The sequence below is a fragment of the Mesorhizobium silamurunense genome, assembly GCF_014843825.1.
In the GTDB taxonomy this organism is placed as follows: domain Bacteria; phylum Pseudomonadota; class Alphaproteobacteria; order Rhizobiales; family Rhizobiaceae; genus Mesorhizobium; species Mesorhizobium silamurunense.
This window is the reverse complement of the sequence record NZ_JHQR01000138.1, coordinates 21,695-46,660: the sequence shown is the minus strand read 5'-3', so window position 1 is coordinate 46,660 and position 24,966 is coordinate 21,695. Positions and strand designations below refer to the sequence as shown.

The window sequence follows — 24,966 nt, the reverse complement described above, 5'->3', positions numbered from 1 at the left end:
TCTCCGCGGTAACAACCGGGCGGTTACGAGCATTTTGTTGACGCTGCCGGTTTGTGACAGATGAGGTAGAGGCCGATGACGGCGTCGGCGATACTCGCTTCTACATTCACGAAGATGCCTACGAATCGTTCATCGTCGGTTTCATGGAACGGAGCATAAGGATAATTGCCGGAAAAGGTCTTGAGCGGGCGTTCAGATAGGCCCGCTTATCACCAGCCGGGCGGCTCTCCATTATGGATGACTTCGTTCAGGACACTGTCGCTAAGGGCGCCCCTCTCGTTCACGGCGGCGAAGGGTTTTAACTGTGATCGGCTATCCGATAACGCCCAAGCCGTCCCCTGCGCACATTTTCGGCCGCAACCCCTTCAATCTTTCACGAGATTTTCGGATTCGCTTATGGCGCCCTGTTTCATATGCGCTGCTCGGTCTTGCGATCGAACAAGTGCACATTTGCTGGATCGATGACGAAGCCGATTTCCTCTCCTGGAGCTGCGGAAATTCGCTCCTTCACGACGGCATCCATCATGTCCTTGCCAGCCTTTGCGAAAATCTGAGTCTCCGCTCCAGTGGGCTCAGTCACAACGACTCTGAGCGGAATACCCTCGGGGCCGACGGAAATATGTTCGGGCCGGACGCCGTAGGTGACTGTCTGGCCATCGGCAGCAGCGGTAGCCGGGACCGGCAGTGCCAGCCCACTGTCGGACACAAACTGCTTGTTTGTCCCGGAGCCTTTGATAGTGCCTTGCACAAAATTCATTGACGGCGACCCGATAAATCCGGCGACGAAGACGTTTTGGGGATTGTCGTACAGATCGAGTGGCGCGCCGATCTGCTCGACCCGGCCGTCACGCATGACGACAATCTTGTCCGCCATGGTCATCGCCTCGATCTGATCGTGCGTCACATAGACGATCGTGGTCTTCAGGCGCTGATGCAGTTCCTTGATCTCGACGCGCATTGTCACACGCAGCTTCGCGTCGAGGTTCGATAGCGGTTCGTCGAACAGAAAGACCTGTGGATCGCGAACGATGGCACGGCCCATGGCGACACGCTGGCGCTGACCGCCGGAGAGCTGCTTCGGGTAACGGCCCAGGTATTTCGTCAGATCGAGAATCTCCGCCGCCTTGTGGACCTTCTCCTTGATTTCCGCTGGCGAGCGCTTGGCCATCTTCAGCGGGAAGCCGATATTGTCGAACACGGTCTTGTGCGGATAGAGCGCGTAGGACTGGAAGACCATCGCGATATCGCGATCCTTCGGCGGCATGTCGTTGACGATGCGCCCGCCGATGCTGATCGTGCCGTCGCTGATCTCCTCGAGACCGGCAATCATGCGCAGGAGCGTGGATTTTCCACAGCCCGACGGTCCGACGAGCACGACGAACTCGCCGTCCTCGATATCGACGCCGACACCATGCATGATTTGCACACTGCCGTAGCGCTTGAAGACCTTTTCGATTTTGACATCAGCCACGAACGCGTCTCCCTATGGTCATTGCGGCAGTTCTATCTGCATTTTCACGTCCGCCGGCGGGGCCGACGCGGCAATCTCGAACGCCCGCACGCTGTCCTTGAATTCGAATTTGCGCGTGATCAGCGGCTTGACGTCGATGGCGCCGGACGACAGCATCGCCACACAGCGCGGGAAGACATGCGCGTAGCGGAAAATGTTCTCGACCCGCGCCTCGCGGATCATCGCTGCCCCGGTATCATATGAGATCGGATCGGACTGGCCGCCGATCATGACAACACATCCGCCGGGAGCCAGCGGTTCGAACACCGTCGAGGCGGCCTTGGGTGAGCCGGACGCCTCGAACAATACGTCCACGCCCCAACCGTCGGTATCGCGCTTCACGCGTTCAGCAAGGTCGTCCTTGCCCACCTGCACGCCGATGATGGCACGGCTCAAGCTCTCAGCGATCTCGAGCTTCTTTTCGGCCAGGTCGCTCACATAAACGCGCGCGCAGCCGCCAGCCAGGGCGGAGAGTGCAGTTACGAGGCCGATCGGCCCGGCCCCAAGCACGACCGCGATATCGCCCGGTTTGATACGGGCTTTCGTGGCCGCATGGACGCCGACCGCAAGCGGCTCGACCATCGCTGCCTCCGCAAAGGACACATTGTCCGGCAGCTTGAAGGTGAAGGCTTCGGGATGGACGCAGGCCGGCCGCAGGATTCCGTGGACGGGCGGGGTTGCCCAGAACCGCACGGCTGGGTCGACATTATATTTACCGAGTCGCGTCGCCCTCGAATTCGGATCCGGGATGCCTGGTTCCATGCAGACACGGTCGCCTTCCCTCAGCGTAGTCACCTCGGAGCCAATCTCGAGGACCGTGCCGGAGGCCTCGTGGCCGAGGATCATCGGCTCCCTGACAACGAAGGGGCCGATCTTGCCGTGGGTATAATAATGGACGTCAGAGCCGCAGATACCGACCGTGTGCAACTTGATGCGCACGTCGCGCGGGCCGAGCTTTTCCTCACGCTCAATCGGAAAATCGCGGAGCGAGAGATTCAGTTTTTCCTCGAGAACAAGCGCATCCATGTGATCAGCCCTTTGCGATGATGAACGCTGCCAGAGCCAGTGCGATCACGTTGGAGATCCAGATCGACAAGCCCAAGGGTTCGATGAACCGGAACCATAGAAGCGACATCGCCACCCAGATGACGACGGAGATGAAGAGCCGATCGAACCAGTTCGTTTCGATCGGCAGAAAGCCGCTCTTTTCCGCTATCGGCGGAGCGTTCGCATCGTCGAGGATGTCGATCGGCTTGTCGATGTTTTCCATTTTGCTGGCCATGAGATCACCCTTTGACGGCGCCGAACGTCAGGCCGGCCACAATGTGCCGTTGCACGACTGAAAAGACGATCAGCGCCGGGATCAGCGTGAAGATTGAGATCGCCGCCATGATGCCCCAGGCGGTTCCGGTCGTCGTGACATACTCCGACAGTCCGGTCGTCAGCGTACGAGCGTTGAAGTTCGTCAGAGTGGCCGCCAGCAGGTATTCATTCCAGGCGAAGACCCAGGTGAGGATCAACGTGACCGCAAGGCCAGGACGGCAGAGCGGGAAGACGACCTCGGTGATCACCTTCCACGGACTCGCACCGTCCACAAAGGCGGCTTCATCGAGCTCTTTCGGAATGCCGTCCACGGTCGGCCGCAGCGTCCAGATCGCAAAGGGCAGGTTGAACGTGCAGTAGACTAGGATCATGCCGATCCGTGTGTCGAGCAGCGTGAACCCCTCGATCCTGTAGACCTTGGTCAGCAAGAGGAAGAGTGGCAGCAGGAACACCGCCGGCGGCGCCATCCGGTTGGTAATCGTCCAGAAGAAGATGCTTTCCTTGCCGCTCAGATTGAAGCGCGACAGCGCGTAGCAGGCAAAGAAGCCGAACGTCGTGGTTAGGATCGCGTTACCCGACGATATGAGCAGCGAGTTCATCATGTATCCCCTCAGGGTGGGATTGCCGATGACCTCAGTGTAGTTCTGCCAGTCGACATGCTGCAGGATCACGCTGGGTGTCGAAAACAGTTCGAACGACGGCGTCACCGAGATGACGAACAGCCAATAGATCGGGAACAGCGTCAGGAAGCTGATGAGGACCCAGAAGAAGACATAGGGCCAGGGCGTCTTCTTTTTCATCGACTAGCTCTTCCTGGGTTTACGCGGCGCGAGCATGCCCGTGTAGAGCAGCCAGCAGGCCACAATCGTGAGATAGAGGACGACGACCGAAATCGCCGACCCGTAGCCGTAGTTCGTTCGCGGAAAGACCTCCCGGAAGATGTGCACGCCGATGTAGCGGGTGGCCGAGCCCGGGCCGCCACCTGTCAGCATGAGCACCTCGTCCACGATGCGCAGAGCATCCATAAGGCGAATGAAGACGGTGGCCATCACGGCGGGGGCAATCATCGGCAGGGTAATGTGCCAAAAGATCTGCCACTTGCCCGCCCCGTCGATCTGAGCCTGCTCGAACGGGTCGGGCGGTAGCGAAACCAGCGCGGCGATCAGGGTCAAGGTCACCAGAGGCGTCCAGTGCCAAACGTCCATGATGATGGTGATGATGAAGGCGGCGGCGGCGCTCTGGCCGATGTTCAAGTCGAAACCGACGCTTGACTGGAGCAGATGCGGGATGATGCCGATGGATGGTGTCGTCATCAGCTTCCAGATCGAGCCGACGATGATTGGCGCGATGATCAGCGGCAAGGTGTGAATGGTGCGGAAGAAGGCCTTGCCCGGGAAGTCCGACATGAAGGCCTGCGCAAGCAGGTAGCCGACGATGACCTCGGTCAGGACGGCGAAGAACACGAAGGCGACGGTCACGCCGAGCGAGGCCAGGAACGCGCCGTCGAAGACGATCTGCCGGAAGTTTCCGGCGCCGTTGTAGATCATGTACGGATTGGCGGCGAAGGGGTTCCACTGGTGGAACGAGACATAAACCACGTAGAGGAACGGCAGGACACCGAAGAAGAACAGGACGACTATGGTCGGAGCCAGCAGTATCCAGCCAAACGTGTTGGATTTCATTTCCCATCCTCCCCTTGCGATCAACCTGTCCGGCACCTGTCGCATGCTACCATGTCCCGTGACGGTTGGGCCGCCGCCTCGCGAGGGCGGCGGCCCGCTCGACTACCGGGAGGATGTAGCTTACTTGCGGTAGCCGAGGGAGGTCAGTTCCTCTTCGGCCTTGGCCGCCATCTTGTCGAGACCTTCGTCAGGCCCGATCTTGCCGGTCAGGATGTCGTAGAAGATCGGCGCGGTGGCTTCGCGGACCTGGGCGTGGAACGGATAGGGCGGAGCGCCGGCAAAGAGTTTGCCCTCGTCCTTCAGCATCGTATAGAAGCCGCCGAGCTTGACATCCATGTCCTTGACCTCAGGAGCATCGAAGGTCGCGGTGTTCGTGATCCGCGGCGCAGCGACCGCCCAACCGGGCTGCACCTCGTCCTGGCCGATATATTCAAGGAACAGCAGCGCCGCTTCCTTGTTCTTCGAGGTGACCGGAAGACCGAAGGCGCCGCCGTCGTAATAGCCGACGTAGCCCTTGCCCGACTTGGCGTCATCCATCACCCCCGGCGAAAGCGTCGGCAGGGCGAAACCTACCTGGCCTGTAACCTTCGACTTCGAAGTGTCGGTCTCGATCCAGGCGGCGTTCTCACCATAGACCAGACCCTGAGCAGCACGACCGGCGGCGAAGGTCGTGGCAACCTCGCTCCAGGTCGATTGCGCCGATTCCGGCGGTGCGATGTCGCGCAGGTGCAACCACCATTTCAGGGCAGCCTTGGCTTTGTCGCTGTTCATTGCGCCGCCATGCTCGACGGTGGCCGCGTAGTTCTTGCTCGCGTCGATACCCCAGCTGTAGACACCAAAGGTTGGCGCGACCGACTCGAAGAACTCATACCATGATGCCGGATGACCGGTGTGGGCTTGCGCGGTCGAGCCCCAGAGTTGCAGATTGTGGTCCTTGCCCCATTTGGTGAAGAAGTCGGCGATTTCGGTGTATTCCTCATGGGTCGTGGCCGGCTTCAGGTCATGCCCGGTCTGCTTCTTGAATGCGGCCTTGATCTCCGGGTCGTTGAACAGGTCCTTGCGATAGCAGTAGATCTTCAGGAACGCCTCCATCGGCACGCCATAGAGGTCGCCATCCTGCTTGAAATAGTTGGCGAAGCTGGTGAATTTGGCATCGTCATAGGTCGACGCCTTGAGTTCAGGCTTGTCCTTCAGCGCCTTCGTGATGTCGGTCAGAAAGTTCCGCGCCAGGTATGAGTAGATGATGTCCTGCTCGATATAGACCACGTCGTAGATGCCGGTGCCGGCTTCCATATCCTTGATGGCCTTGTCGTACATCTGGTCCCATGAGGTGGTTTCGATGTCGACCTTTATGCCCGTCTTCTTCTCGAATTCGGGCGCGAGAACGTCCTTGATGTAATTTGACGGCGGCGTGCTTTCAGTGACGCCATGCAGGACGACGCCCTTGTAGGGTTCGGCTGCCTTTGCCCAGAAGTCGTCATTACCGGCTGCCAGCGCGGTTCCCGACATCAGCGCGACCGCAAGAACAGTCACGCCGAGCTTCACTCGAACGTTCATCTGCATTCCTCCCAAACAACGAGCGGCCCAATGCCGTCGACTGCCTTTTCCCTAGAACAAAAATCTAATTCGCGCAACTTTTGTTGTGCAAGGCTGCATATTATTTTTGCTGCAACTGCGAAGAGAAAAATTTTTAACGCCAATTTTCTCCATCCTATATGCATGATTCTAAATGATTTTTCTCGATGCGGCGATTCTGATGACGATGCGGAATGCTACGGGATCCTCTTGCGTCGATGTCAAAATTGGAGCATTTGACTCCCAGTTTGTATCTTCAGCATGCAAAATGATTTTGCAGGAGGGGAACCAATGCGGCGTCTCGGTATCCATTCGTTTGTTTGGACAAACGGCCAGACCCAGGAAGGCCTCGAAATGGCGCTCGACAAGACGGCGGAGCATGGCTTTCGCCTGATCGAATTCGCCTATCTGCGCCCCGAGAAATTCGACCTTGATCGCTTAGCCAAAAAGGCCAAGGCACTGGATGTCGAGGTCGTCGTCACGATGGGCCTGCCCGCAGACGCGGACGTCTCAAGCGAAGACAAGGCCGTGGTCGCCAAGGGAACATTGATGCTGTCCGACGCTGTCAAGGCAGTCCGCGACATTGGCGGAATCCGCTTGGGCGGCATCCTGTATTCGAAGCACGGCAAATACGACCGGATGCCGACACGCGGTGGCTGGATGAACAGTGCCGAAGCCGTTGCCGCGACCGCAAACGTAGCGAAGGACTGTGGCGTGCAAATCGTTCTCGAAGTGGTCAATCGCTTCGAATCCAACCTGCTGAACACGGCCGCGCAGGGCCTGAAATTCATCAAGGATACCGGCCGCGACGACGTTTTCCTGCATCTCGACACGTTCCACATGAACATCGAGGAGGCCAGCCCGGCCGGCGCCCTCCGCATGGCCGGCGAGAAGGTGGCCTATTTCCACTTCAACGAAAACTACCGTGGCTATCTCGGCACCGGCACGATCGACTTTCCGAGCATCTTTTCCGCGCTGGTCGATATCGGCTTTCACAACCGCGACATCACCTTCGAAAGCTTCTCAAGCGCCATCGTCGATGAAGCGCTGTCACGCGTCTGTGCTATCTGGCGCGATACCTGGGATGACAACAATCCGCTCGCCGCGCACGCCCGGGCTTTCATCGAAAGCCATTGGGCGGAGGCCGTGCGTCGGGCCGAGATCAACAAGGCTGCCTGAGGGGTCAAGGACTGTGGGCCGGTCGCGACCCGCGCCGCCGGGATCGAAGAGGATGGGAGGATGGAACAGGAATAGCCAATGCCGACGAACGAGGCACCGGTGTTGCGCCGTTGCTCCTTGGCGCCAGCAATGTCGCCAAGAGTTTTGGCGGCGTCCCGGCGCTAATCGACGGCCAGATCCAGCTGCGCGCCGGCACGGTCAATGCGCTCTGCGGCGGGAACGGCGCCGGCAAGTCGACCTTCCTCGGTATTCTGATGGGCATACTGCGACGCGACGCAGGGTCTGTAGTGGTCAGGGGTCGCGAGGTGAACTTGTCCTCACCAGCCGAGGCGGTGTAGCGCACATTTTATCGGCGCGCGGCAGTTTATCGAGACAAAACGGTCCGGCGTTTGCCGTCGTAAGGCGGCAAACCGGGCTCTGGTGCGGTATAGGCTGGGAGCGAATATGCAGGAGCCTGCCATGAACCATGCGACCTTTGCCAGCAGCTCTCCGCGCAGGATTCGTCAGAGCAACGCGGTGGCGACATTGAACGCCCTCCATCGCTTCGGTCCGCTGAGCCGGGCAGAACTTGCCAGGCACATGGGGGTGAACCGTTCGTCGGCTGGCAATATCGTTCTGGAACTCGTGGAGGTCGGGCTTGTTCGTGAGGTCCCAGAGACCAACCTTACGAATTCGGCAGGTCAACCCAGAGCCGGGAGACCGGGCATCCTCGTGGAAATTGTACCCGAGGCTGTTTTCTTTATCGGCGTCGAAATAGGCGTTGAGCATATGACCTGCGTTGAGATTGACCTTGCCGGCAAGATCATCCACAGCGCCACAAACCGCTTCGACGGGCACAATAGCGATCCGCAAGACGCGGTTCGCGTCGCCATCAACCGGGCTTTCGCCGAGATCGGCAAGGACAGGCTGGTGCGGTGCCAAGGGCTCGGGATTACGGTGCCGGGGCAAATGGATCAGAACGGTTTCATCCATGTCGCACCTATACTCGGATGGCGAAATCTTGATCTCACAGCCCTCACCCGAAGCCTTCTTCCCGCTGAAATTCCGGTGTGCGCGGAAAATGACGGCAATGCATTCGGCATCGGCATCACCTACAGCCAGCCGGAAGCGGCGAGCGGCGTGACCTTCTTCATGGTCATCGAGACCGGCGTCGGCGGCGGAATCGTGATCGACGGCAAGCTGTTTCGTGGCGGCAATGGTCTTGCAGGCGAAGTCGGCCACCTCAAGACACGAAACCCGACGTACCGCAATCTGGAGCAGGCCTTCGGACGCGATCGAATTCTGTCTTCCTACCGACAATTCAATCCGGACGCCGACCTTGACGCGTTTTTGCGCAACGTCCGCGACCGCGTCCCGCAAGCAGTGCAACTCGCAGAGGAATGGGCCACCCTATTTGCATTTGCCGTCGTTCAGATATCGCGGTTGATTGATCCCAACCGCATCGTTTTGGGCGGGTCTGTAGCAGAACTCTACCCATTGGTAGCCGCACGGGTCGACGCGCATATCCGCAGCCTTCAGGCCGAAACCTTTCCCATTCCAGAGATCGTCTTCAACGAGAGCGCCGCATACGGATCCGCTTTCGGAGCCGCTTGCATCATGCACCAGCGCTTCATGTCGCTCGACAACCAGATGTTCAGCAGGGACGCGGTTTCGGGCTCCGAGACTTCCGAAGCCTGAAATGCGAGACGGCCTCAAACGCAGGATCTGACATTTGACGAACGACCCTACCCAAACACTGGCGCCGGATTCACTCGGGCCGACCGTCACTGTCGGAGAGATACTGGTCGAGATCGTCGCGAGCAAAGCCGGCGCTGGCTTTAGGGAGCCCATCGAGTTCATTGGCCCGTTCCCGAGCGGCGCGCCCGCAATCTTCATTGATCAATGCGCTCGTATGGGCGGAGCGGCCGCGATTGTCGGTGCGGTTGGCGATGACGATTTCGGTGTCGTCAACACCGAACGTCTGAAGCGGGACGGCGTCGACATTTCCGCTATTGCCGTTTCGTCGGATTTCCCGACCGGCAGCGCCTTCGTCCGGTACCGCAAGGACGGTAGCCGAGATTTTGTATACAACATCGCCAAGTCCGCAGCGGCCCGCTTGGAATGGACTCGCGAGGTCGAGGCACTCATCACACGCTGCGGCCATATCCACGTCATGGGAACCGTCTTCGCCAGCCCCGCAGCTTGGGCGATCACCGAACATGCGATCGCTGTGATCAAGGCGCGCGGCGGCACGATGTCGCTTGATCCGAACCTGCGCAAGGAACTGCTGACCCACGGCCAGACCGAGGAGAAATTCGCGGCCCTCGTCGACAAGGCAGACTTGTTGCTGCCGTCGGGCGAAGAGTTGTTCCTCGCCGCAGGTGTGGACACCGAGCAGCCCGCGATAAAGGCGCTGTTCAACCACGGCGTCAAAGAGATCGCGATCAAGCGCGGCAAGGATGGATCGTCGGCCTACCATCGATCCGGCGCGCATGCGCAATGTCCCGGCTTTCTCGTCGATGAGACGGATCCGACCGGCGCCGGCGACTGTTTCGGCGGAGCATATGTCGCATGCCGGCGGCTGGGCATGCCCATCGAGCGGGCGCTCGAATTCGGCAATGCGGCCGGCGCACGCAACGTGACGCGCCTGGGTCCAATGGAGGGCGCTGGCACGCGCGCCGAACTGGAAGACTTCATTGCACGAACGGCGAGAAGAAGCTGATGCGCGTGGCGATCGAAGATTTGCCGTCCCTGCATAGGCAAGGAAAGAAAATGGGGGTGACCTCGGTCTGCTCCGCACACCCGTTGGTGCTGAAAGCCGCACTGCGCCGCGGCCGGGACACAGGCACCACCGTTCTGCTCGAGGCGACGTGCAATCAGGTCAACCATCTGGGTGGCTATACCGGCATGACGCCGTCTGACTTCGCGGCCATGGTGGAGACGCTCGCGGCGGCGGAGCAATGTCCGAAGCATCTAATCGTGCTTGGCGGCGACCATCTCGGGCCCAATCCGTGGAAGGACCGGGATGCCAGTGAGGCAATGGGGCAAGCGGGGGCGATGGTGGATGCCTATGTCCGAGCGGGCTTCCGAAAGATCCATCTCGATGCCTCGATGGGCTGCAAGGGGGAACCCATCGCGCTCGATGACCACATCGTGGCTGAGCGCGCGGCCAGACTGGCGGGCGTTGCGGAACGGGCGGCGAGAGAAAGTGGAGGGGCGAGTCCGATCTACATCATTGGCACGGAAGTGCCGCCGCCCGGTGGTGCCGATCATGCGCTGGATGCGATCACCCCGACCAGCCCCGCGGCTGCCCGTCAAACGCACGCCGTTCACGCGAAAGCGTTCCAGTCTGCCGGGCTAGACGACGCGTTTTCCCGCGCCATTGGCCTTGTGGTGCAGCCGGGCGTGGAGTTCGGCAACCAGAACGTGATTTTCTACGATCGGGTGAAAGCCCACGCTCTGGCGGCTACGCTAAGCGAATTGCCGACGCTGATCTTCGAAGCCCATTCGACAGACTATCAGGGCGAAGGCCCATTGCGTGAACTCGTCGAGGACGGCTTTGCCATCCTCAAGGTCGGCCCGGAACTTACCTTCAAGCTGCGCGAAGCGCTTTACGCACTCGACCTGATCGCTTCCGACCTCGTGCCCGGCTATGGCGAACGCCCGCTTTATCATGCCATGGAGGCTCTGATGCGCGTCGCCTCGAAGAATTGGGAAAGTCACTATCGCGGCGACGATGCCGAAAAACGCGTCCTGCGCCATTACTCTTACTCGGATCGGATCCGATACTATTGGGCCACCCCGCAAGCCAGAGAAGCTTGTGACCGGCTCTTCATGACGCTGAAAGGTCGGATCGTGCCGGTGACTCTCTTTCTACAGCACCTGCCTTCGGCAGCTGCCTGGGCCGACCTCGACTGCGACGGCGAAGAGATCGTGATCGGTCACATCCGGCAAAGCATTGAAACCTATGGTCGGGCGTGCGGCACCTGACCGTCGAGCGCTACGGATAACGCAAACGGAGGAAGACGGTGGCGTTGGACAAATTCAGGATCGACGGGAAAACCGCGTTGGTTACGGGCGGAAGCCGTGGCATCGGCCTGGCCATCGTGAAGATCTTTGTGGAGGCCGGCGCAAACGTGGTGATCACAGGCCGGACCTGCACAGATGCGGTGAAGGACCTTCTGGAGGAGCATCGCGACCGTGTCGCCTGGAGCGCGGGGAATGTCCGCGATCGTGAAACGCCCGGCAGACTGGTCAGCGCGACGCTCGAACGGTTCGGTCAGCTCGACATCCTCGTCAACAACGCCGGCGTTGCCGACAATGGCAATTTCCATGAATTCGATGACGAGCGCCTCAACTTCATTCTCGAGACAAATCGTGTTGCTCCATTTCGCATTGCGCGAGAGGCGATAAAGCCGATGCTGCGCCAGGCTGGCGGCGCAATTCTCAACATCGGCTCGATTTCCGCCGATGTGGCCAACAAGCCGCAACTGCAAGTCGCCTACAATTCCTCGAAGGCCGCAATTCACCAAATGACGAAGGTCATGGCCTTCGAATATGCGGCCCGCAACATACGCGTCAACGCCCTGGCACCTGGCTATGTGATCAGCGACATGACCGAAGGCGGCATAGCCAACCCGCAGTGGAACAGCGTCTGGACCGAGAATACGCCGATGGGCCGCTTCGCTGAACCGGAGGAAATGGCCACCTGCGCGCTGTTCCTGTGCTCGGACGCGGCAAGCTATGTCACCGGCGCCGTGCTCACGGCGGACGGCGGCTACACCACTCACTGAACCAACAGGGATCGGAAAGACATCATGGTAGGGAAACTAGAAGGCAAGGTTGCAGCAGTTACTGGAGGCGCGTCGGGCATCGGACTGGCAAGCGTGGAGGCCATGCTTGGTGAAGGCGCGACCGTGGTCATGATCGATCGTAACCAGACGGCTATGGAAGCGCTTTGCGAGAAGCTGGGTAAAAAGGCCATTCCGCTCACGATCGACCTGCTCGATCCGGCGAGCTGCGCAACGCTTCTGAATGGCATCGTCGAGAAAGCGGGGCATCTCGACATCCTTCATGCCAATGCAGGTTCATACATCGGGGGCGATTTGACCGAGACGGACCTCGATGCCATCGACCGGATGCTGAACCTGAACGTCAACGCGGTCATGAAGAACGTCCGGACCGTAATCCCGCACATGATCGAACGCGGCGGTGGCGACATCGTCGTCACCAGTTCGGTTGCCGGTCATTTTCCAGTGCCGTGGGAGCCGGTCTATTCGGCATCCAAATGGGCCATGACCTGTTTTGTGCAGACGATGCGCCGCCAGTTGAACAAGCACGGGATTCGCGTCGGACAGGTTTCTCCGGGTCCAGTGATCTCCGCCCTTCTTGCCGATTGGCCGGAAGAAAATCTCCGCAAGGCTAAGGAGAATGGTAGCCTGATTGAACCGAAGGAGGTCGCGGATGCGGTTATGTTCATGCTGACCCGACCGCGCAACGTCACGATCCGGGACGTGGTCGTCCTGCCGACCAATTTCGACATCTGAACCGGAAGCGGGCAGCCGTCGCGTGACCAGGAGCGAGCGTTCCCATGAATGACCTAGCGGGTCGTACGGTCGTGATTACCGGCGCCGCCGGCGGAATTGGCAAGGCAATGGCGGAGTGTTTCGCGGCGACCGGGGCACGACTTGCCCTTGTCGACATCAACGACCCGTCGGGGTTGGCATCGCGCCTTGGGGCCCACCATAGAAGCTTCGTCCTCGATCTTGAAGATCCGGCTGCCATCGCTTCCGTCGTCGACCAGATCGGCGCGGCGATGGGAATCGACATCCTCGTCAACAACGCCGGGTTGGGCATTGTTTTCCCTGCGGAAGAAGCAAATGTCGAGGTTTGGGACAAGACGATGCGGATCAACCTCCGAGGTCCTTGGCTCGTCGCCGCCGCTGCCCTGCCCTATCTCAAGACCTCGGGGCGAGGTCGCGTCATCAACATCTCCTCGCAAGCCGGCGTTATCGCCATCGAGGAGCATGCTGCCTATGGCGCCAGCAAGGCAGGCCTGATCAACCTGACAAAGGTGATGGCTATTGAATGGGCCAGGTTTGGCATTACCGCCAACGCAATCGCACCAACGGTAGTCGAAACGCCGATGGCGCTTGTCGGGTGGTCTGGCGAAAAAGGAGAAAAGGCCAAAAGGGATATTCCTGTCGGGCGCTTTGCCAAGCCTTCGGAGATCGCGGCCGCAGCACGCTATCTCGCATCCGACGAGGCTGGAATCATCAATGGGGCGGTGCTGATGGCAGACGGCGGCTTCAGCGTGAAATAGAAGCTTCACCTCTCGCCGTATCGTAAGCTTTCCCGCTCGAGGGGAGCCAGAGCGAAGGCGTTCCAGAACAGGTTCTCGAACTCGTGTCCTTTCCCCTTATGCCGCAGATGCAAACTCGGCTATGTCCTGTTTGATCAGGTCCGCGGCCTTCTCAGCAAGGCAATAAGTCGCCGCTACCGTATTGGCTGAGACGAGGGTCGGCATAATGGACGCGTCGACAACCCGCAGCCCCTGCACGCCATGCACGCGCAACGTTTCGGGATCGACGACCGCTTCCGGGCCGCGTCCCATCGCGCATGTGCCGACCGGATGAAACAGCGTGCCGACGCGTTCGCGGATGAAAGCGTCCAGCGCGCCGTCGCTTTGCGATGGATTTGCCGTGTCACTGCTGGCGGTCGAGGGGCCGGCCCGAGCGATCGAACACCCGATCGATCTTTCGCCATGATGAAATCGTTCTCGTGCAGTCCTTTTATCTTCTTGGTGCTCAGGGAAACCGTCACATAACCCCAGCCGAAGCTGATGTCGGGGTGATGGCTTTCGGTTTCGGCGAGCTCACCGATCTCCTAAACAAGGGCGAGCGCGTCCCGGAAATTGCGGCATCGGAAGCTCCGCTGGATGCGGTGGGCATCGTCACCCAGCTCCCAATCAGGAGCCTGTGCCTGGAAGCGTTGGGCTTCATCACGCGTGAGCGGCGGGACGCCGCCGCGACAAGGCGTACATGTTTTCTCGGCAAGAGTGTCGGTCATGTTCTTATCTCCAAGACCATTTTTAGCAGCAAAAACGACAGCGACGAGCGCCTATCGATCGATCTCCCCGAACACGATGTCGAGCGAACCGATGATCGCCGAGATATCGACTCGCATGTGCCCGCGTCGCTGGCCTCCCGTCGTCCTGGCTATAATTTCAGGCGCCGCTCAGTAGTCCATTCCGCCCATTCCGCCCATACCTCCTGCGCCACCCATAGCGGGCGCATCCTTCCGCGGAATGTCCGCGATCATTGCTTCAGCGGTGATCAGGAGCGCGGCAATCGAGCCGGCATCCTGCAGGGCCGTCCGAACGACCTTGGCGGGGTCGACGATACCGGCCTTGATCATGTCGACGTAGAGTTCGGTCTGAGCATCGAAACCTTGATTGTGATCCTTGCTGTCCATGAGTTTCCCAACGACGATCGAGCCTTCAACGCCGGAATTCTCGGCGATCTGGCGGATCGGCGCTTCAAGTGCCCTCAGCACGATCGAAATGCCAGCCGTCACATCGGCATTGGCGCCGGTCAGACCCTTGAGTGCCGACCTGGCGCGCAGCAGCGCCACGCCGCCGCCTGGAACGATGCCTTCTTCGACAGCGGCGCGCGTGGCATTCAGCGCGTCGTCGATGCGGTCCTTCTTTTCCTTGACCTCGGACTCGGTGGCGCCGCCGACGCGGATCACCGCAACGCCGCCGGCAAGCTTCGCCAGCCGCTCCTGCAGCTTTTCCTTGTCATAGTCGGAGGTGGTGTCCTCGATCTGTCCCTTGATCTGCTGGATGCGCGCCTGGATGGTCGCCTTGGTGCCGGCGCCGTCGATGATCGTGGTGGTGTCCTTCTCGATCAGCACGCGCTTGGCGCGGCCGAGCATGTCGATGGTGATGTTCTCCAGCTTGATGCCCAACTCCTCGGAAATCATCTGGGCGGCGGTGAGCACGGCAATATCTTCCAGCATCGCCTTGCGGCGGTCGCCGAAGCCTGGCGCCTTGACGGCCGCGACCTTGAGGCCGCCGCGCAGCTTGTTGACGACCAGCGTCGCCAGCGCTTCGCCTTCGACGTCCTCGGAGATGATCAGCAGCGGCTTGCCGCTTTGTACGACCGCTTCGAGGATCGGCAGCAACGCCTGCAGATTGCCGAGTTTCTTCTCGTGGATGAGGATGTAGGGGTCCTCCAGCTCCGCGCGCATCTTGTCGGCATTGGTGACGAAATAGGGAGAAAGATAGCCACGGTCGAATTGCATGCCTTCGACGACATCGAGTTCGGTCTCGGCGGTCTTGGCTTCCTCGACGGTGATGACGCCGTCATTGCCGACTTTGTTCATCGCCTTGGCGATCATGGCGCCGACCGACGCGTCGCCATTGGCGGCGATCGTGCCAACCTGGGCGATCTCGTCCGAGGATTTGACTTTCCTGGCCCGGGCTTGAATGTCCTTCACCACGGCAGCCACAGCAAGGTCGATGCCGCGCTTGAGATCCATCGGATTCATGCCGGCGGCAACAAATTTTGTGCCTTCGCGCAGAATGCAAGCGGCAAGCACCGTCGCTGTCGTCGTGCCGTCACCGGCAAGGTCGTTGGTCTTCGAGGCCACTTCACGCACCATCTGCGCGCCCATGTTCTCGAACTTGTCGGAAAGCTCGATTTCCTTTGCGACGGCGACCCCGTCCTTGGTGATGCGCGGCGCGCCATAGGCCTTGTCGATGATGACATTGCGGCCCTTGGGGCCGAGCGTCACCTTGACGGCATTGTTGAGAATTTCGACGCCACGCAGCATCCGGTCGCGGGCATCGGTAGCGAATTTGATTTCCTTGGCAGACATGATTTTACGTCCAGTTCAGTCTAGAAATTAGCAGAGCGCAAATCGCCCGGTCAGGCGGCTTTCTTGGTCGCTTTGGTCTTCTCGACGATGCCCATAATGTCGCTCTCCTTCATGATCAGGAGATCCTCGCCGTCGATCTTGACCTCGGTTCCGGACCATTTGCCGAACAGGATGAGATCGCCGGCTTTGACGTCGAGCGGGATCAGCTTGCCGCTTTCGTCACGTGAACCTGGGCCGACGGCGATCACTTCGCCTTCCTGGGGCTTTTCCTTGGCGGTGTCGGGAATGATGATCCCGCCCTTGGATTTGGTATCGCCTTCCGCGCGTCGAATGACGACGCGGTCGTGGAGTGGTCGGAATTTCATTGGGGGTTCTTTCTGCCGCCGCACATAGAGCGACTGCAACACCTACCATAGCCCCTTTGGCACTCGAATGATAGGAGTGCCAAATATTTAATTCCTCAAGCCGAAAATATTTGAAATGTAAATCACTCGTTGTTACCGGCGCTTTTGACCGCCAGAAAGGCGGAGCAATAAGCAATTTTATTATAATTCATCCATCTTAACTTTTCAGAAAAACAGACTATATTAATCCTAAATTACGAACAAACCGTATTTATACTTTATTTAATGTGCATTCGAGACACATATATAGATCGCGTGGATTTGGCAGATTTGGTTTTCGCGGTCCCGATCGACATAGGTCCGCGACCTTCGACCCGCCATGAAGCACCGAATTTTCGACAGCAAATGTATAGCGCTTATCCGGCACGCATGTCGCTCTGTTCGAGCCTTTGAACCACGGCGCTGACCACGGATGTACTGGCAGCATTGGGACCTTTCCGGTTCGGATGGAAAAGATGCAGGAGGGGCGTCGGCGTGCTCCTGCGGAAAGCCGCACCCATGGCCAGTCGCACCACGTAGACCGTCGTTGACTTTTCATCCGCGTTCCGGCTGCCGGGTTTTGAGGCGCCGCAACCTGCCGGAGACTACCGCGTCGATCACGACGAGGAATCGATTGAGGGGATCCTCCAGGCTTGCCTGGCGACGCGTCGGCGCGTTCATTCACCTGCCGGCAATCGCCCTGCAGAGTTCGGCGCAACAGATGGTGCAGCTCAGCCCAGCAGACCTTGACGCCGCTCTCGAAAAGGACCTTGGATAATCATGACCGCACCATTCTTCATGCAACGCAGCCTTCCCGCGTGGGGAGCGCTTGCCTGCGCTGCGGCGGCGGCTTTCCATGCGAGCCGCTTCAAAAATGATGCTGCGAAACGGCGCTGGCTTTATCCGACGAACGCCTCACGCAACCGAGCGAACATGCCGGGCTGTCTCCCGGTAGGCACCGCACGGATGTGATGGGCGGCCGTTGCGGCGGTCACCGTCGCGCCAAAATGACAATAGCAGATGATCTCATGCAATTGCCTGTCGGTCAGTTCGAAGAACCGCTTCGCTTCGCCGTAGTTGTCGTTTTCCAACCCGGCGGCGCGGAGGACAGGATCCTCGAAAGCGACTGAGATCGGCGAGCCGTCGCCGCGCATGGCCGCGCGTACTCTAACCGGCTGATACTCGGTCTGAGGCAGTGTCGAGAGACGCCGGTCAGGGTTCCGTTCCAGGAGCTCCGCCCAGCGTTCAAGACGTTCGCTGCGCGACATGGCCTGGCGCGGGTAGGCCTGATCGATCTCGGCGACGATCTGCAGTTGCTCGATCGTCTGGTGCTTCATGTTGGCCTCCTATTCGGACGATAGTTGGTCCACCCATTTCCTACTTATACCTGGGACCAACGTGACTCCAACGGATCATCAAGTCCAATCACGATGATGCCTGGAGGGCTTCGTTCACGCAGATGTAGAGGCTTCGCAAAGACCCGGCCATAATTTGGCGAACGCGGTCAAATGCGCGGCTGTGCGACGATGTTGGTCTGGAGTCCGTGCCGATCGAGGTGATCGACGGGCAGAGTCTGTGCTGGAGTAGCCCGGCTCCATTGCTGGCCGGGCAGCGGGATCAAGGGAGTGGCAGTTTAGCTTCGAAACCGCCGAAGGCCGGGCTGATGCGAGTTCTCCGCCCGGTCGTTAGGCCCTTGTGGCTCCAGTGTACGACTTCCGGCATGACCTGGCGCCTGGCTACTCCGTAGTATCGCAGTTTGTCCGTGTCGAAACCATTATCGAAGTTACCCGGCCCGATGGCGGAGTGTTGCGGATTGCGCGCGATCCAGGAACCGGTCCGTCCAACAGGTTGAGCGGAAGCCATCTCAAAACCGGTCCAGGCTGTGCGTCGTCAGGATGGTAGCCGAACCAGCGAAACAGCCAATCAGGGATCCCTTCCTTCGACCTTTAGAGACTGAGCAGTCAGCTGCCGACAAGCGAGAATGACGATCGCTCTCACTGCTGCGGCGCTGGTATCGGTGTGCCGCCAAACCAACCAGCCGCATACGCAATCACGACCAATACCACGATCACGGCTACCACGCCGTACCAGAGGCGCCTGTCCTTGAGATCCATCGTTACCTCCTGCCCCCTACGTGTTGGCCACTGGGCGAATTCCTTGAGCCTTTGGCCGTCATTTCCCAGATGAGCGACCCATTTGCCCTCTGGTAGGCGCACAGTAGGCTGGATAAGGGTCTTTGAGAAGCGCGCAATACGACCGCGCCGGCATGATCGCCAGCGGCTGCGACCGGCGGCTGCAGGCGTGCTCGACGAGTAGCGTTGCGGCATGGATGTCAAAAGATCGGCGATGCCATCCAGCGCCCGTGTGATCGATGCGGCGCGCGTTATCCTGATCTTCCAGCACGGCTCCGCGCAGCCGCACCCCTCATTAGACCGTTTCGAGCCGACTGAACCGAACTGGGATGAGTTTCCGAGTCTTGAGTTGCCCTGCCGCGCCCTTGTCGATGACAGTCAGCAACTGTACTTCTTCAGATCCAACAGGCAGTACCAGGCGTCCCCCTGGCTTGAGCTGCTCAAGCAAAGCCGACGGCGTCCGTTCAGCCGCCACGCTGACCAGGATCTTGTTGAATGGGGCGTGCTCGGGCCAGCCGCGAGACCCGTCTCCGACACGAATGGTGATATTGGAAAAGCCGAGGTCCTGCAGGAGGCGCCGCCACGCTGACCAGGATCTTGTTGAATGGGGCGTGCTCGGGCCAGCCGCGAGACCCGTCTCCGACACGAATGGTGATATTGGAAAAGCCGAGGTCCTGCAGGAGGGCCTCGGCATGGCTTGCGAATTCCTCGATGATTTCGACGCTCCAAACTTGCTCGGCGAGTTCCGCGAGGATTGCGGTTTGATAGCCCAGGCCGGTGCCGATCTCGAGCACTGCCTCATGCGGTTGGGGAGCAAGGAGATCGGTCATCAGAGCGACAATGAAGGGCTGCGAGACAGTCTTGCCGAAACCGATCGGCAGCGGCATGTCCTGGTAGGCATAAGGCGCGACCGGGGCTGGCACGAAGAGATGTCGCGGGACCCGCCGCATCGCTGCCAGCACCCGCTCATCGAGCGTTGCCTTGCCGAGTTCTTCGCTTGCAAGGTCGGCATGTATCGCAATCATCTCGACCATGTGCCTACGTAGAACCGCGAGCTGCTCTTCGTTCATCGGTTTCATGACGGTGGGGCTTTCCGCGACCAGTCTGCTGCCTGATAGCCTATACCCTGTTCGTCTTGTCACAGTAACCATGTCGTCGAGAACGCGGCTTCGGTTGGGGCGGGTTGTACCGCCCTGCTATTTCGTCGCGTCCTTGGTGCTCTCCCGTTCCTCGCACCGGGGGGGTGGAACGGCGTGCGCATCAGAAGCTCGCCAGCCAGGCGACAACATCAATATAGCGGATCGCCAGCCAGTTGAGCACCAATAGGAAGGCCAAAACGACGCCGAACCCTGCGCTGTCGCTCACTGGCTCCTTCCCGTGCTGATCGTGCGTGATCTGGTAATTGACGATGACCGAACCTGGGCGAGCCAGCAGCGCTATTCGCGCTGCAGGCGAGGCGAGGGCGAACGCCGGCACAGCCGGCGCGGCGCTCCCGTTGCATTTACGCCGCCTCCGGACCGTCACTACGGCGCTGTTTGGATGCGCGTTCCGGCCTCCGCTTCCGCCGAGGCCAGCAGTAGCGGCTCATTTCTCGAGCTTCCACGGACAACCGGGATAAAGCTAAAAATCGCGACTCGGTCCGTAGTCGCCGATTGGGGCGACATGCGAGACCAAGCCGGTCTCGGGCGACCAGGCGTGGAGCGCAAAGCCCGGAGGCTCGAGGATAAATCGGATGGGCTGGCCCGGGCGAAGATCAAGCGCCAGCTGATGCGCCACTCCGGGCACAACGAAGCCGACCGTGCCGGCCCAGCGACGGGTGATGGGGCGATGGTGATGGCCGGCGACCACGCATTCAATTTCAGGATGGCTTTCGACAAGCCCCGCGAATGCGCTGTCGGTTCGGCACATCGTCGCGTCCATCCCGCTGACACCGGTAACGAAGGGTGGGTGATGCATGAAGACCAGCGTCGGGCGACCGTCGCCTTCAGCGAGACGATCGGCAAACCAAGCCGCTCGTGCGGCGCAGATAGCACCGCCGACCTTTTCCGGCACCACCGTGTCGAGGCCGATGAGCCGAACTGGAAAATCCTCGACAACGTAATGCAGAAAATCCTCAGCTTGGCGCAGATAGGGATAGGCCGCGGCGAGGCCGTCGCGCATCGCCTCGCGCCGGTCGTGATTGCCCGGAATGACGAATACCGGCATTGCCAGGCGGGACAAGATATCAACCACGAGAGCGTACTCGTCCAGGCCCCCGCTATCGGCAAGATCGCCCGTGACGAGGACGCAATCGGGAACAGGGTCCAGGGCAGCGATCGTGGCAATGGCGCGCCGCGTCATGGCATTGGTGTCGATGCCACCATATACCATTTGGCCAACGGGATGGACATGGAAGTCGCTAATCTGCGCAACGAGCATGGAAAGAAGTCCAAGTGGAGGGATAAGGGGGGCGCCGGTTGGCGCCCGTGCGGTGAATGGAGTGGCGCCGATGCGGATCGGTACCTTACCTGCTCCGAAGCCGTGAGCTTTCGGAGCCCTGCTATCTCATCAGAGCCTGAGTTTCCTGGCAAGGCGTTCGGCCATCCTCGGGGGGAGACCGGTAATTTTGCTGGGGTAAATTCCGCCCCTTGATCGAGGTAATCCATTCGATCGTCGCGTCCATGACGAAAACGACCGTGTTTGATCGGACCTTGCTGCCAATCCCTGTAGACACTACCCCAGCAAAATTACCGGTCTCACGGTTCATGTCCAAGGCAACAGCTCCGAGGCACGGCTTTCACCATTTGGCCACATCTGTGGCAGCCGAGGGCCACAACTAAGGGATACTCTTTGTTGCCATCAAGATGATCCTCCTTCGAGCAAACGGGAACGGAAAGATCATGCGCATGCTGACGACAATCGCCGTCCTTTTGGCACTCGGCGTGGCGTCGCCAGTTTACGCTCAATCCCCGGGCGCGCAACTTCCCCCAGATGTAACCCAGTGGACTGCACCCTTGGGTGAGACACTCCGAAGGGTGAGTTCGGCGTTTATCTGATTTCCGATGGCAGCAATGTTCCGTACCGGTGCAAGATCCGAGCACCCTCCTTCGCCCATCTGCATTCAATGGATTTCTTGTGTCGGGGCCACATGATCGCCGATGTCTCCGCGATCATTGGTTCGCTCGACATCGTGTTCGGAGAGATCGATCGTTAAGCCGAGTTGCACATCTCGGCTGCTGGAAGATGGGCCTACAATCGCAGGATCATCCGTGGTTTATCGAAGTCGCGCAAAACTCACGCACAAGCAGCGCTATTGCGTTGATGGAGTTCCCTTGGCTACCAAGCGCAACGAACGCCGGCGGAAGAAAGAGGCGGCTTAAGGAAGTGACTTGGCTAGATCAACCGATGCCGCTCCTTAGATTCGTTTGCCCGTCGCCTCGTGCCATTGGTGTCATTGGTTTTAGCTCGCTGCGTCGCGTCGCTTTGAGCCCGATCTGAGTTCTTCTTCCTTCCGCTAGCGCCGCCTTCATTCTCCCATCGCTCGATCGCCCTCCGTTCGAGCGCCTTACGCGTCTTAAGCACGTCGAACTCAATGCCAACGCCAGCCGATAGAGCTTCACTTGCGATGGCGTCGGCAAGATCGGCGTCGGAGATTTCCAGTTCAGGAAAGATCTGTCTTATTGCTGCTAGGGCTTCCGAGAGAGCAAATGGTTTCGGGTCTCTTTGGACCTCGTTGAGGAAGGCGCCAATTGCGGCGCGCACTTCAGGCTGAATTCGGTGGGTCGGGTCCGCGCTATTCATGGCGATTCTCCCTGGCAATCGTCTTAACGGTGCATACGCGTTGAGGGTTCCCCCACGCGCGCGGGCACCAGTTTTCGCGGGTATGAGTGATTGGCGCATTTACCGTGGCATTTATTGGCTAAGTTCTCCGGCCATTCGCGCAGTTGGTGGAACAGTGCCAGGGCCACGGTCTTTGGGATTTCGACCGGACGGTCACATCCCGATCCCCAGGCCGCGCTTTCTGCCGAAGCTCCACTCGATGCCGCCCCTGTTTTGTACCATTCCGGTGATGTGCTGGCCGATCCGCTTGTCGAGGATCGGTTGCCATGAAACGAGCTGAAAGCCGAAACCATCGTCCAGCATGGCGAAGCGCCCGCTGGCAAGACGGACGGAGCCGAGGAGTGTGCCGCCGACATAGTTGCCGGGCTGTGTGGGCTCGAAGGTGAGGCCGCGAGCAGCGGCCATTTCCTTGCCGACGCGCGCGACCTCCTGGCGCTCCAGCGTGACTACAAGGTCGCGCGAGAAGGTGATGGTCCGGCTCGTCGCGTCGCGTTCGGCATGGCCCATCCTGACGAGCTGGGTAGCACGTTTGTCGAGAGCGTTGTCCACGTCGAGACCAAAGCCTGACCGGGCCACCGGCACAGGGTTCTTGGCCGTAAGCTCCCGATCGAGCCAGGTGGCGCCGTCGCTGCCGATCTGCGCGTCAAGATCGAGCGTCGAGAGCATGCGGATACCGGGGGGCTTGAGCTACGTGTGACGGGTGCCATCAACGAGACGGAGAAAATTGACGAACGGGCCCAAAATCATTTTCTTGAAAACTCGTAGATTTATCCGACAACGCTCAATTCAAACTCGAAGAATTAAGCATAACATACTGATATGTAATAATATCGGGCCGCACACGCTACGCCACAGCTTCGCCACCCACCTGCTGGAGGACGGCACCGACATCCGGGTCATCCAGGTGCTGCTCGGGCACGCCAAGCTCGACAATACAGCCCTCTACGCCAAGGTCGCGACCCGCACGGTGCGTGCCATCACGAGCCCGCTCGACAAGCTCGGCCTGTTCAAGGAGGCAGAGATCTCGCCTGACGGCTGAGCCGTGCGCGCCTCGATTGAGGTCGCCGACATCTTCCGCACTGCAGGCCCCGCATACCGTGCCGCCCATGCCGGACATCTGAGCTTACATCAGCTCAAGGTGATGTCGGCGATCGAACATTGCCGCACCGCAGCCCTTGGCGGTCACGTCGAGGCCTGCGCGGACTGTGGCCATTGGCGCATCGCCTTGTCCGAATCCGCGACTTCGATCATGATTCTCGTGAGCCATCCCTCAGATTCGCACAATTCATCTCGCCAGGAATCGCAAATCGAACTCGTCCGTCTCGTTCAATCCACTAGACGGCGCTATCGCGTGTTACAGGTGCCGGAACCGTTGTAGAGCTTCTGTGAGGTTCCGCCGGCCTTAAGAAACTGCCAATCATAACTATCCGGATACATGTCGATCTTGAGGAAGCCATAGTACTTGGCGTCGAAATCAATTTTGATCGGGAGTTTTTGTGCGTACTCTTTATAGAGCTTTTTGCCCCCAGTCCCTACTACAAACGCGCGGAGGCCGCCTTCGACTGCCTCGCCTGCGGAGTTGTGCGGCGCCAGATGCTCAAAATCGTGGTCATGTCCATTCAGAACCAACGACGCATGTGCTGCATAGAATAGGTCGAAAATAGGAGACAGGCCTTCCTGCCTGACTGGCTTTGCATATTCGAGGTCATCGCTCTCGTCGTGGCCGTGACGCCCCGAGCTGAATACTGGGGCGTGCCAAAACGCGAGGACACATCGTTCAGGCGAGTCTCTCAGGGCCTCTTGGAGCCAAAGATACTGACTACCCCCAGCTTTCGTGTCGATCTCGCTGTTGATCGCGAAGAGGCGCCAGTATCCGGCTGCCCCTTCCGGAAACGCAGCGGCATAGTACCCCTTATCGTCACCCGCCTTACCATCGCCGATCCACTGGTTGTCCTTAAACTCGGTGTAAAACCACTTGCCAGAATGCGTTTTCAGATCGTGGTTCCCAGGCACTGGCATGACAGTCGTTTTCGGATCGGATAGAGCATCGGAGAGCTTTTGGGTCACCTCCTCATGGAAGCAACCAAAGGCATTTTTTCCCCCGTCCTCATAAGCGAGGTCGCCGAGCAGAAGGACCGCAACCGGAAGTCCTTCATCCCTCGCGGCTTTGATTGCACGAACCATTCCTGTGACATTTTCGCTGGCGTGGAGCCGACTGGGCCCCGCGCAGGACATGAAATCGCCGGCAGCAAGTAGGATACCAATACGCGCTTTTGGTTCTTGACCCGATGCGATTTCCATCGGACCGGTGAGGCTTGTGTAAGTTAGTCCGATCAGAACCAGCGATCGAGCGCTTTGTGAGAACGAAATCATGGACGCGTTCCTTGCTGCTCCAAGTGCTCCGGGTTCCGTTTCGCTGCGCGATCGAGACGATCGCCGACGGTATAGCCGGTGGATTGGATCCGGTAGAGTCACGAATGTACTGGCAGATCCATCGGGATCGA

The 24,966-nt window shown here is 59.5% G+C and carries 24 protein-coding genes and 6 pseudogenes; 12 read left to right on the top strand and 18 right to left on the bottom strand.

The features are described from left to right. Positions 1-409: 409 nt before the first annotated feature. From DH10_RS16070 to DH10_RS16045, 6 genes are all read right to left on the bottom strand, one after another. Positions 410-1,471: an ABC transporter ATP-binding protein gene (locus tag DH10_RS16070; RefSeq protein WP_192248656.1), complete on the bottom strand. Its 1,062-nt coding sequence runs from the start codon at positions 1,469-1,471 to the stop codon at positions 410-412. Positions 1,472-1,489: 18 nt separating this feature from the next. After that, positions 1,490-2,536, bottom strand: coding sequence for an NAD(P)-dependent alcohol dehydrogenase (locus tag DH10_RS16065; protein ID WP_192384985.1), 1,047 nt, complete (start codon positions 2,534-2,536; stop codon positions 1,490-1,492). Positions 2,537-2,540: 4 nt separating this feature from the next. Beyond that, positions 2,541-2,792 (bottom strand): DUF2160 family membrane protein, encoded by a 252-nt coding sequence (locus DH10_RS16060; RefSeq protein WP_192248651.1) that lies wholly within the window; start codon positions 2,790-2,792, stop codon positions 2,541-2,543. 4 nt (positions 2,793-2,796) lie between these two features. Continuing rightward, on the bottom strand, positions 2,797-3,633 hold the full coding sequence (locus tag DH10_RS16055; protein WP_192248648.1) for a carbohydrate ABC transporter permease: 837 nt from the start codon (positions 3,631-3,633) through the stop codon (positions 2,797-2,799). Between the two features lie 3 nt (positions 3,634-3,636). Further along, positions 3,637-4,515 carry a carbohydrate ABC transporter permease gene (locus DH10_RS16050; RefSeq protein WP_192384984.1) on the bottom strand — a complete coding sequence of 293 codons (879 nt, stop codon included), beginning with the start codon at positions 4,513-4,515 and terminating at the stop codon, positions 3,637-3,639. A 120-nt stretch (positions 4,516-4,635) separates the two neighbouring features. Continuing rightward, the gene (locus DH10_RS16045; protein WP_246811571.1) at positions 4,636-6,087 is read right to left on the bottom strand and encodes an extracellular solute-binding protein; all 1,452 of its coding nucleotides are present in this window, start codon (positions 6,085-6,087) and stop codon (positions 4,636-4,638) included. A gap of 294 nt (positions 6,088-6,381) precedes the next feature. On the opposite strand from DH10_RS16045, the gene DH10_RS16040 reads away from it, so the two are divergent. From DH10_RS16040 to DH10_RS16005, 8 genes and pseudogenes are all read left to right on the top strand, one after another. Beyond that, on the top strand, positions 6,382-7,269 hold the full coding sequence (locus tag DH10_RS16040; protein WP_192248639.1) for a sugar phosphate isomerase/epimerase family protein: 888 nt from the start codon (positions 6,382-6,384) through the stop codon (positions 7,267-7,269). 110 nt (positions 7,270-7,379) lie between these two features. After that, positions 7,380-7,604: pseudogene (locus DH10_RS16035) on the top strand (ATP-binding cassette domain-containing protein); the annotation flags it as partial. A 124-nt stretch (positions 7,605-7,728) separates the two neighbouring features. Continuing rightward, a complete protein-coding gene (locus DH10_RS16030; protein WP_192384982.1) occupies positions 7,729-8,946 on the top strand; it encodes an ROK family transcriptional regulator in 1,218 nt (405 codons plus the stop codon). A 34-nt stretch (positions 8,947-8,980) separates the two neighbouring features. Continuing rightward, positions 8,981-9,970 carry a tagatose kinase gene (locus DH10_RS16025; RefSeq protein WP_192384981.1) on the top strand — a complete coding sequence of 330 codons (990 nt, stop codon included), beginning with the start codon at positions 8,981-8,983 and terminating at the stop codon, positions 9,968-9,970. Then, positions 9,970-11,238, top strand: a complete 1,269-nt coding sequence (locus DH10_RS16020; RefSeq protein ID WP_192384980.1) for a D-tagatose-bisphosphate aldolase, class II, non-catalytic subunit — start codon at positions 9,970-9,972, stop codon at positions 11,236-11,238. The genes DH10_RS16025 and DH10_RS16020 overlap by 1 nt, the downstream gene beginning before the upstream one ends. 38 nt (positions 11,239-11,276) lie before the next feature. Beyond that, positions 11,277-12,041: a glucose 1-dehydrogenase gene (locus tag DH10_RS16015; protein ID WP_192384979.1), complete on the top strand. Its 765-nt coding sequence runs from the start codon at positions 11,277-11,279 to the stop codon at positions 12,039-12,041. A 24-nt stretch (positions 12,042-12,065) separates the two neighbouring features. Then, on the top strand, positions 12,066-12,794 hold the full coding sequence (locus DH10_RS16010) for an SDR family oxidoreductase (protein WP_192248623.1): 729 nt from the start codon (positions 12,066-12,068) through the stop codon (positions 12,792-12,794). A 71-nt stretch (positions 12,795-12,865) separates the two neighbouring features. After that, positions 12,866-13,570 carry an SDR family oxidoreductase gene (locus tag DH10_RS16005; protein ID WP_343221553.1) on the top strand — a complete coding sequence of 235 codons (705 nt, stop codon included), beginning with the start codon at positions 12,866-12,868 and terminating at the stop codon, positions 13,568-13,570. A gap of 96 nt (positions 13,571-13,666) precedes the next feature. Here the strand turns inward: DH10_RS16005 and DH10_RS16000 are convergent, their stop codons facing one another. The 4 genes and pseudogenes from DH10_RS16000 to DH10_RS15985 all read right to left on the bottom strand — a co-directional run bounded on the left by DH10_RS16000 (position 13,667) and on the right by DH10_RS15985 (position 16,493). After that, positions 13,667-13,999: a GMC oxidoreductase gene (locus DH10_RS16000; protein ID WP_343221555.1), complete on the bottom strand. Its 333-nt coding sequence runs from the start codon at positions 13,997-13,999 to the stop codon at positions 13,667-13,669. A gap of 65 nt (positions 14,000-14,064) precedes the next feature. Next, positions 14,065-14,316, bottom strand: a pseudogene (locus DH10_RS15995) (4a-hydroxytetrahydrobiopterin dehydratase); the annotation flags it as partial. Positions 14,317-14,484: 168 nt separating this feature from the next. Then, complete coding sequence (gene groL, locus DH10_RS15990) at positions 14,485-16,128, bottom strand: chaperonin GroEL (protein ID WP_192384977.1); 1,644 nt, start codon at positions 16,126-16,128, stop codon at positions 14,485-14,487. A 50-nt stretch (positions 16,129-16,178) separates the two neighbouring features. After that, positions 16,179-16,493: a co-chaperone GroES gene (locus DH10_RS15985; protein ID WP_192384976.1), complete on the bottom strand. Its 315-nt coding sequence runs from the start codon at positions 16,491-16,493 to the stop codon at positions 16,179-16,181. 588 nt (positions 16,494-17,081) lie between these two features. Here DH10_RS15985 and DH10_RS37920 point away from each other — a divergent pair. Then, positions 17,082-17,289, top strand: a pseudogene (locus DH10_RS37920) (hypothetical protein). Between the two features lie 121 nt (positions 17,290-17,410). Here DH10_RS37920 and DH10_RS15980 read toward each other — a convergent pair. The 5 genes and pseudogenes from DH10_RS15980 to DH10_RS15960 form a co-directional block, all read right to left on the bottom strand. Then, complete coding sequence (locus tag DH10_RS15980) at positions 17,411-17,848, bottom strand: hypothetical protein (protein WP_192384975.1); 438 nt, start codon at positions 17,846-17,848, stop codon at positions 17,411-17,413. Between the two features lie 302 nt (positions 17,849-18,150). After that, a pseudogene (locus DH10_RS15975) lies at positions 18,151-18,275 on the bottom strand (IS6 family transposase); the annotation flags it as partial. Between the two features lie 663 nt (positions 18,276-18,938). Then, the gene (locus DH10_RS38205) at positions 18,939-19,184 is read right to left on the bottom strand and encodes a protein-L-isoaspartate O-methyltransferase family protein (protein ID WP_425515332.1); all 246 of its coding nucleotides are present in this window, start codon (positions 19,182-19,184) and stop codon (positions 18,939-18,941) included. Beyond that, positions 19,108-19,722 carry a protein-L-isoaspartate O-methyltransferase family protein gene (locus DH10_RS15965; protein ID WP_343221552.1) on the bottom strand — a complete coding sequence of 205 codons (615 nt, stop codon included), beginning with the start codon at positions 19,720-19,722 and terminating at the stop codon, positions 19,108-19,110. The genes DH10_RS38205 and DH10_RS15965 overlap by 77 nt, the downstream gene beginning before the upstream one ends. Before the next feature lie 541 nt (positions 19,723-20,263). Then, positions 20,264-21,061: a phosphodiesterase gene (locus DH10_RS15960; RefSeq protein WP_192384973.1), complete on the bottom strand. Its 798-nt coding sequence runs from the start codon at positions 21,059-21,061 to the stop codon at positions 20,264-20,266. Positions 21,062-21,644: 583 nt separating this feature from the next. Here DH10_RS15960 and DH10_RS15955 point away from each other — a divergent pair. After that, positions 21,645-21,836: pseudogene (locus DH10_RS15955) on the top strand (NADH-quinone oxidoreductase subunit D-related protein); the annotation flags it as partial. Between the two features lie 179 nt (positions 21,837-22,015). Here the strand turns inward: DH10_RS15955 and DH10_RS15950 are convergent. Both DH10_RS15950 and DH10_RS15945 read right to left on the bottom strand, forming a co-directional pair. Further along, positions 22,016-22,423: a hypothetical protein gene (locus tag DH10_RS15950; protein ID WP_192384972.1), complete on the bottom strand. Its 408-nt coding sequence runs from the start codon at positions 22,421-22,423 to the stop codon at positions 22,016-22,018. Positions 22,424-22,615: 192 nt separating this feature from the next. Then, entirely contained in the window at positions 22,616-23,134 is a 519-nt protein-coding gene (locus tag DH10_RS15945) for a DUF3363 domain-containing protein (protein WP_343221554.1), read from the bottom strand. A 28-nt stretch (positions 23,135-23,162) separates the two neighbouring features. On the opposite strand from DH10_RS15945, the gene DH10_RS15940 reads away from it, so the two are divergent. Next, complete coding sequence (locus tag DH10_RS15940; RefSeq protein WP_343221551.1) at positions 23,163-23,501, top strand: tyrosine-type recombinase/integrase; 339 nt, start codon at positions 23,163-23,165, stop codon at positions 23,499-23,501. A 3-nt stretch (positions 23,502-23,504) separates the two neighbouring features. Beyond that, a pseudogene (locus DH10_RS15935) lies at positions 23,505-23,687 on the top strand (transposase zinc-binding domain-containing protein); the annotation flags it as partial. A gap of 119 nt (positions 23,688-23,806) precedes the next feature. Here the strand turns inward: DH10_RS15935 and DH10_RS15930 are convergent. Then, entirely contained in the window at positions 23,807-24,835 is a 1,029-nt protein-coding gene (locus DH10_RS15930; RefSeq protein WP_192384970.1) for a metallophosphoesterase family protein, read from the bottom strand. Positions 24,836-24,966 lie beyond the last annotated feature (131 nt).

Bases quoted from the DNA above. Each gene is read 5' to 3' on its own strand.
- DH10_RS16065 (WP_192384985.1), bottom strand. From the start codon at position 2,536: ATGGATGCGCTTGTTCTCGAGGAAAAACTGAATCTCTCGCTCCGCGAT.
- DH10_RS16060 (WP_192248651.1), bottom strand. From the start codon at position 2,792: ATGGCCAGCAAAATGGAAAACATCGACAAGCCGATCGACATCCTCGAC.
- DH10_RS16055 (WP_192248648.1), bottom strand. From the start codon at position 3,633: ATGAAAAAGAAGACGCCCTGGCCCTATGTCTTCTTCTGGGTCCTCATC.
- DH10_RS16050 (WP_192384984.1), bottom strand. From the start codon at position 4,515: ATGAAATCCAACACGTTTGGCTGGATACTGCTGGCTCCGACCATAGTC.
- DH10_RS16040 (WP_192248639.1), top strand. From the start codon at position 6,382: ATGCGGCGTCTCGGTATCCATTCGTTTGTTTGGACAAACGGCCAGACC.
- DH10_RS16030 (WP_192384982.1), top strand. From the start codon at position 7,729: ATGAACCATGCGACCTTTGCCAGCAGCTCTCCGCGCAGGATTCGTCAG.
- DH10_RS16020 (WP_192384980.1), top strand. From the start codon at position 9,970: ATGCGCGTGGCGATCGAAGATTTGCCGTCCCTGCATAGGCAAGGAAAG.
- DH10_RS16010 (WP_192248623.1), top strand. From the start codon at position 12,066: ATGGTAGGGAAACTAGAAGGCAAGGTTGCAGCAGTTACTGGAGGCGCG.
- groL (WP_192384977.1), bottom strand. From the start codon at position 16,128: ATGTCTGCCAAGGAAATCAAATTCGCTACCGATGCCCGCGACCGGATG.
- DH10_RS15985 (WP_192384976.1), bottom strand. From the start codon at position 16,493: ATGAAATTCCGACCACTCCACGACCGCGTCGTCATTCGACGCGCGGAA.
- DH10_RS15980 (WP_192384975.1), bottom strand. From the start codon at position 17,848: ATGAAGCACCAGACGATCGAGCAACTGCAGATCGTCGCCGAGATCGAT.
- DH10_RS15965 (WP_343221552.1), bottom strand. From the start codon at position 19,722: ATGAAACCGATGAACGAAGAGCAGCTCGCGGTTCTACGTAGGCACATG.
- DH10_RS15960 (WP_192384973.1), bottom strand. From the start codon at position 21,061: ATGCTCGTTGCGCAGATTAGCGACTTCCATGTCCATCCCGTTGGCCAA.
- DH10_RS15950 (WP_192384972.1), bottom strand. From the start codon at position 22,423: ATGAATAGCGCGGACCCGACCCACCGAATTCAGCCTGAAGTGCGCGCC.
- DH10_RS15930 (WP_192384970.1), bottom strand. From the start codon at position 24,835: ATGATTTCGTTCTCACAAAGCGCTCGATCGCTGGTTCTGATCGGACTA.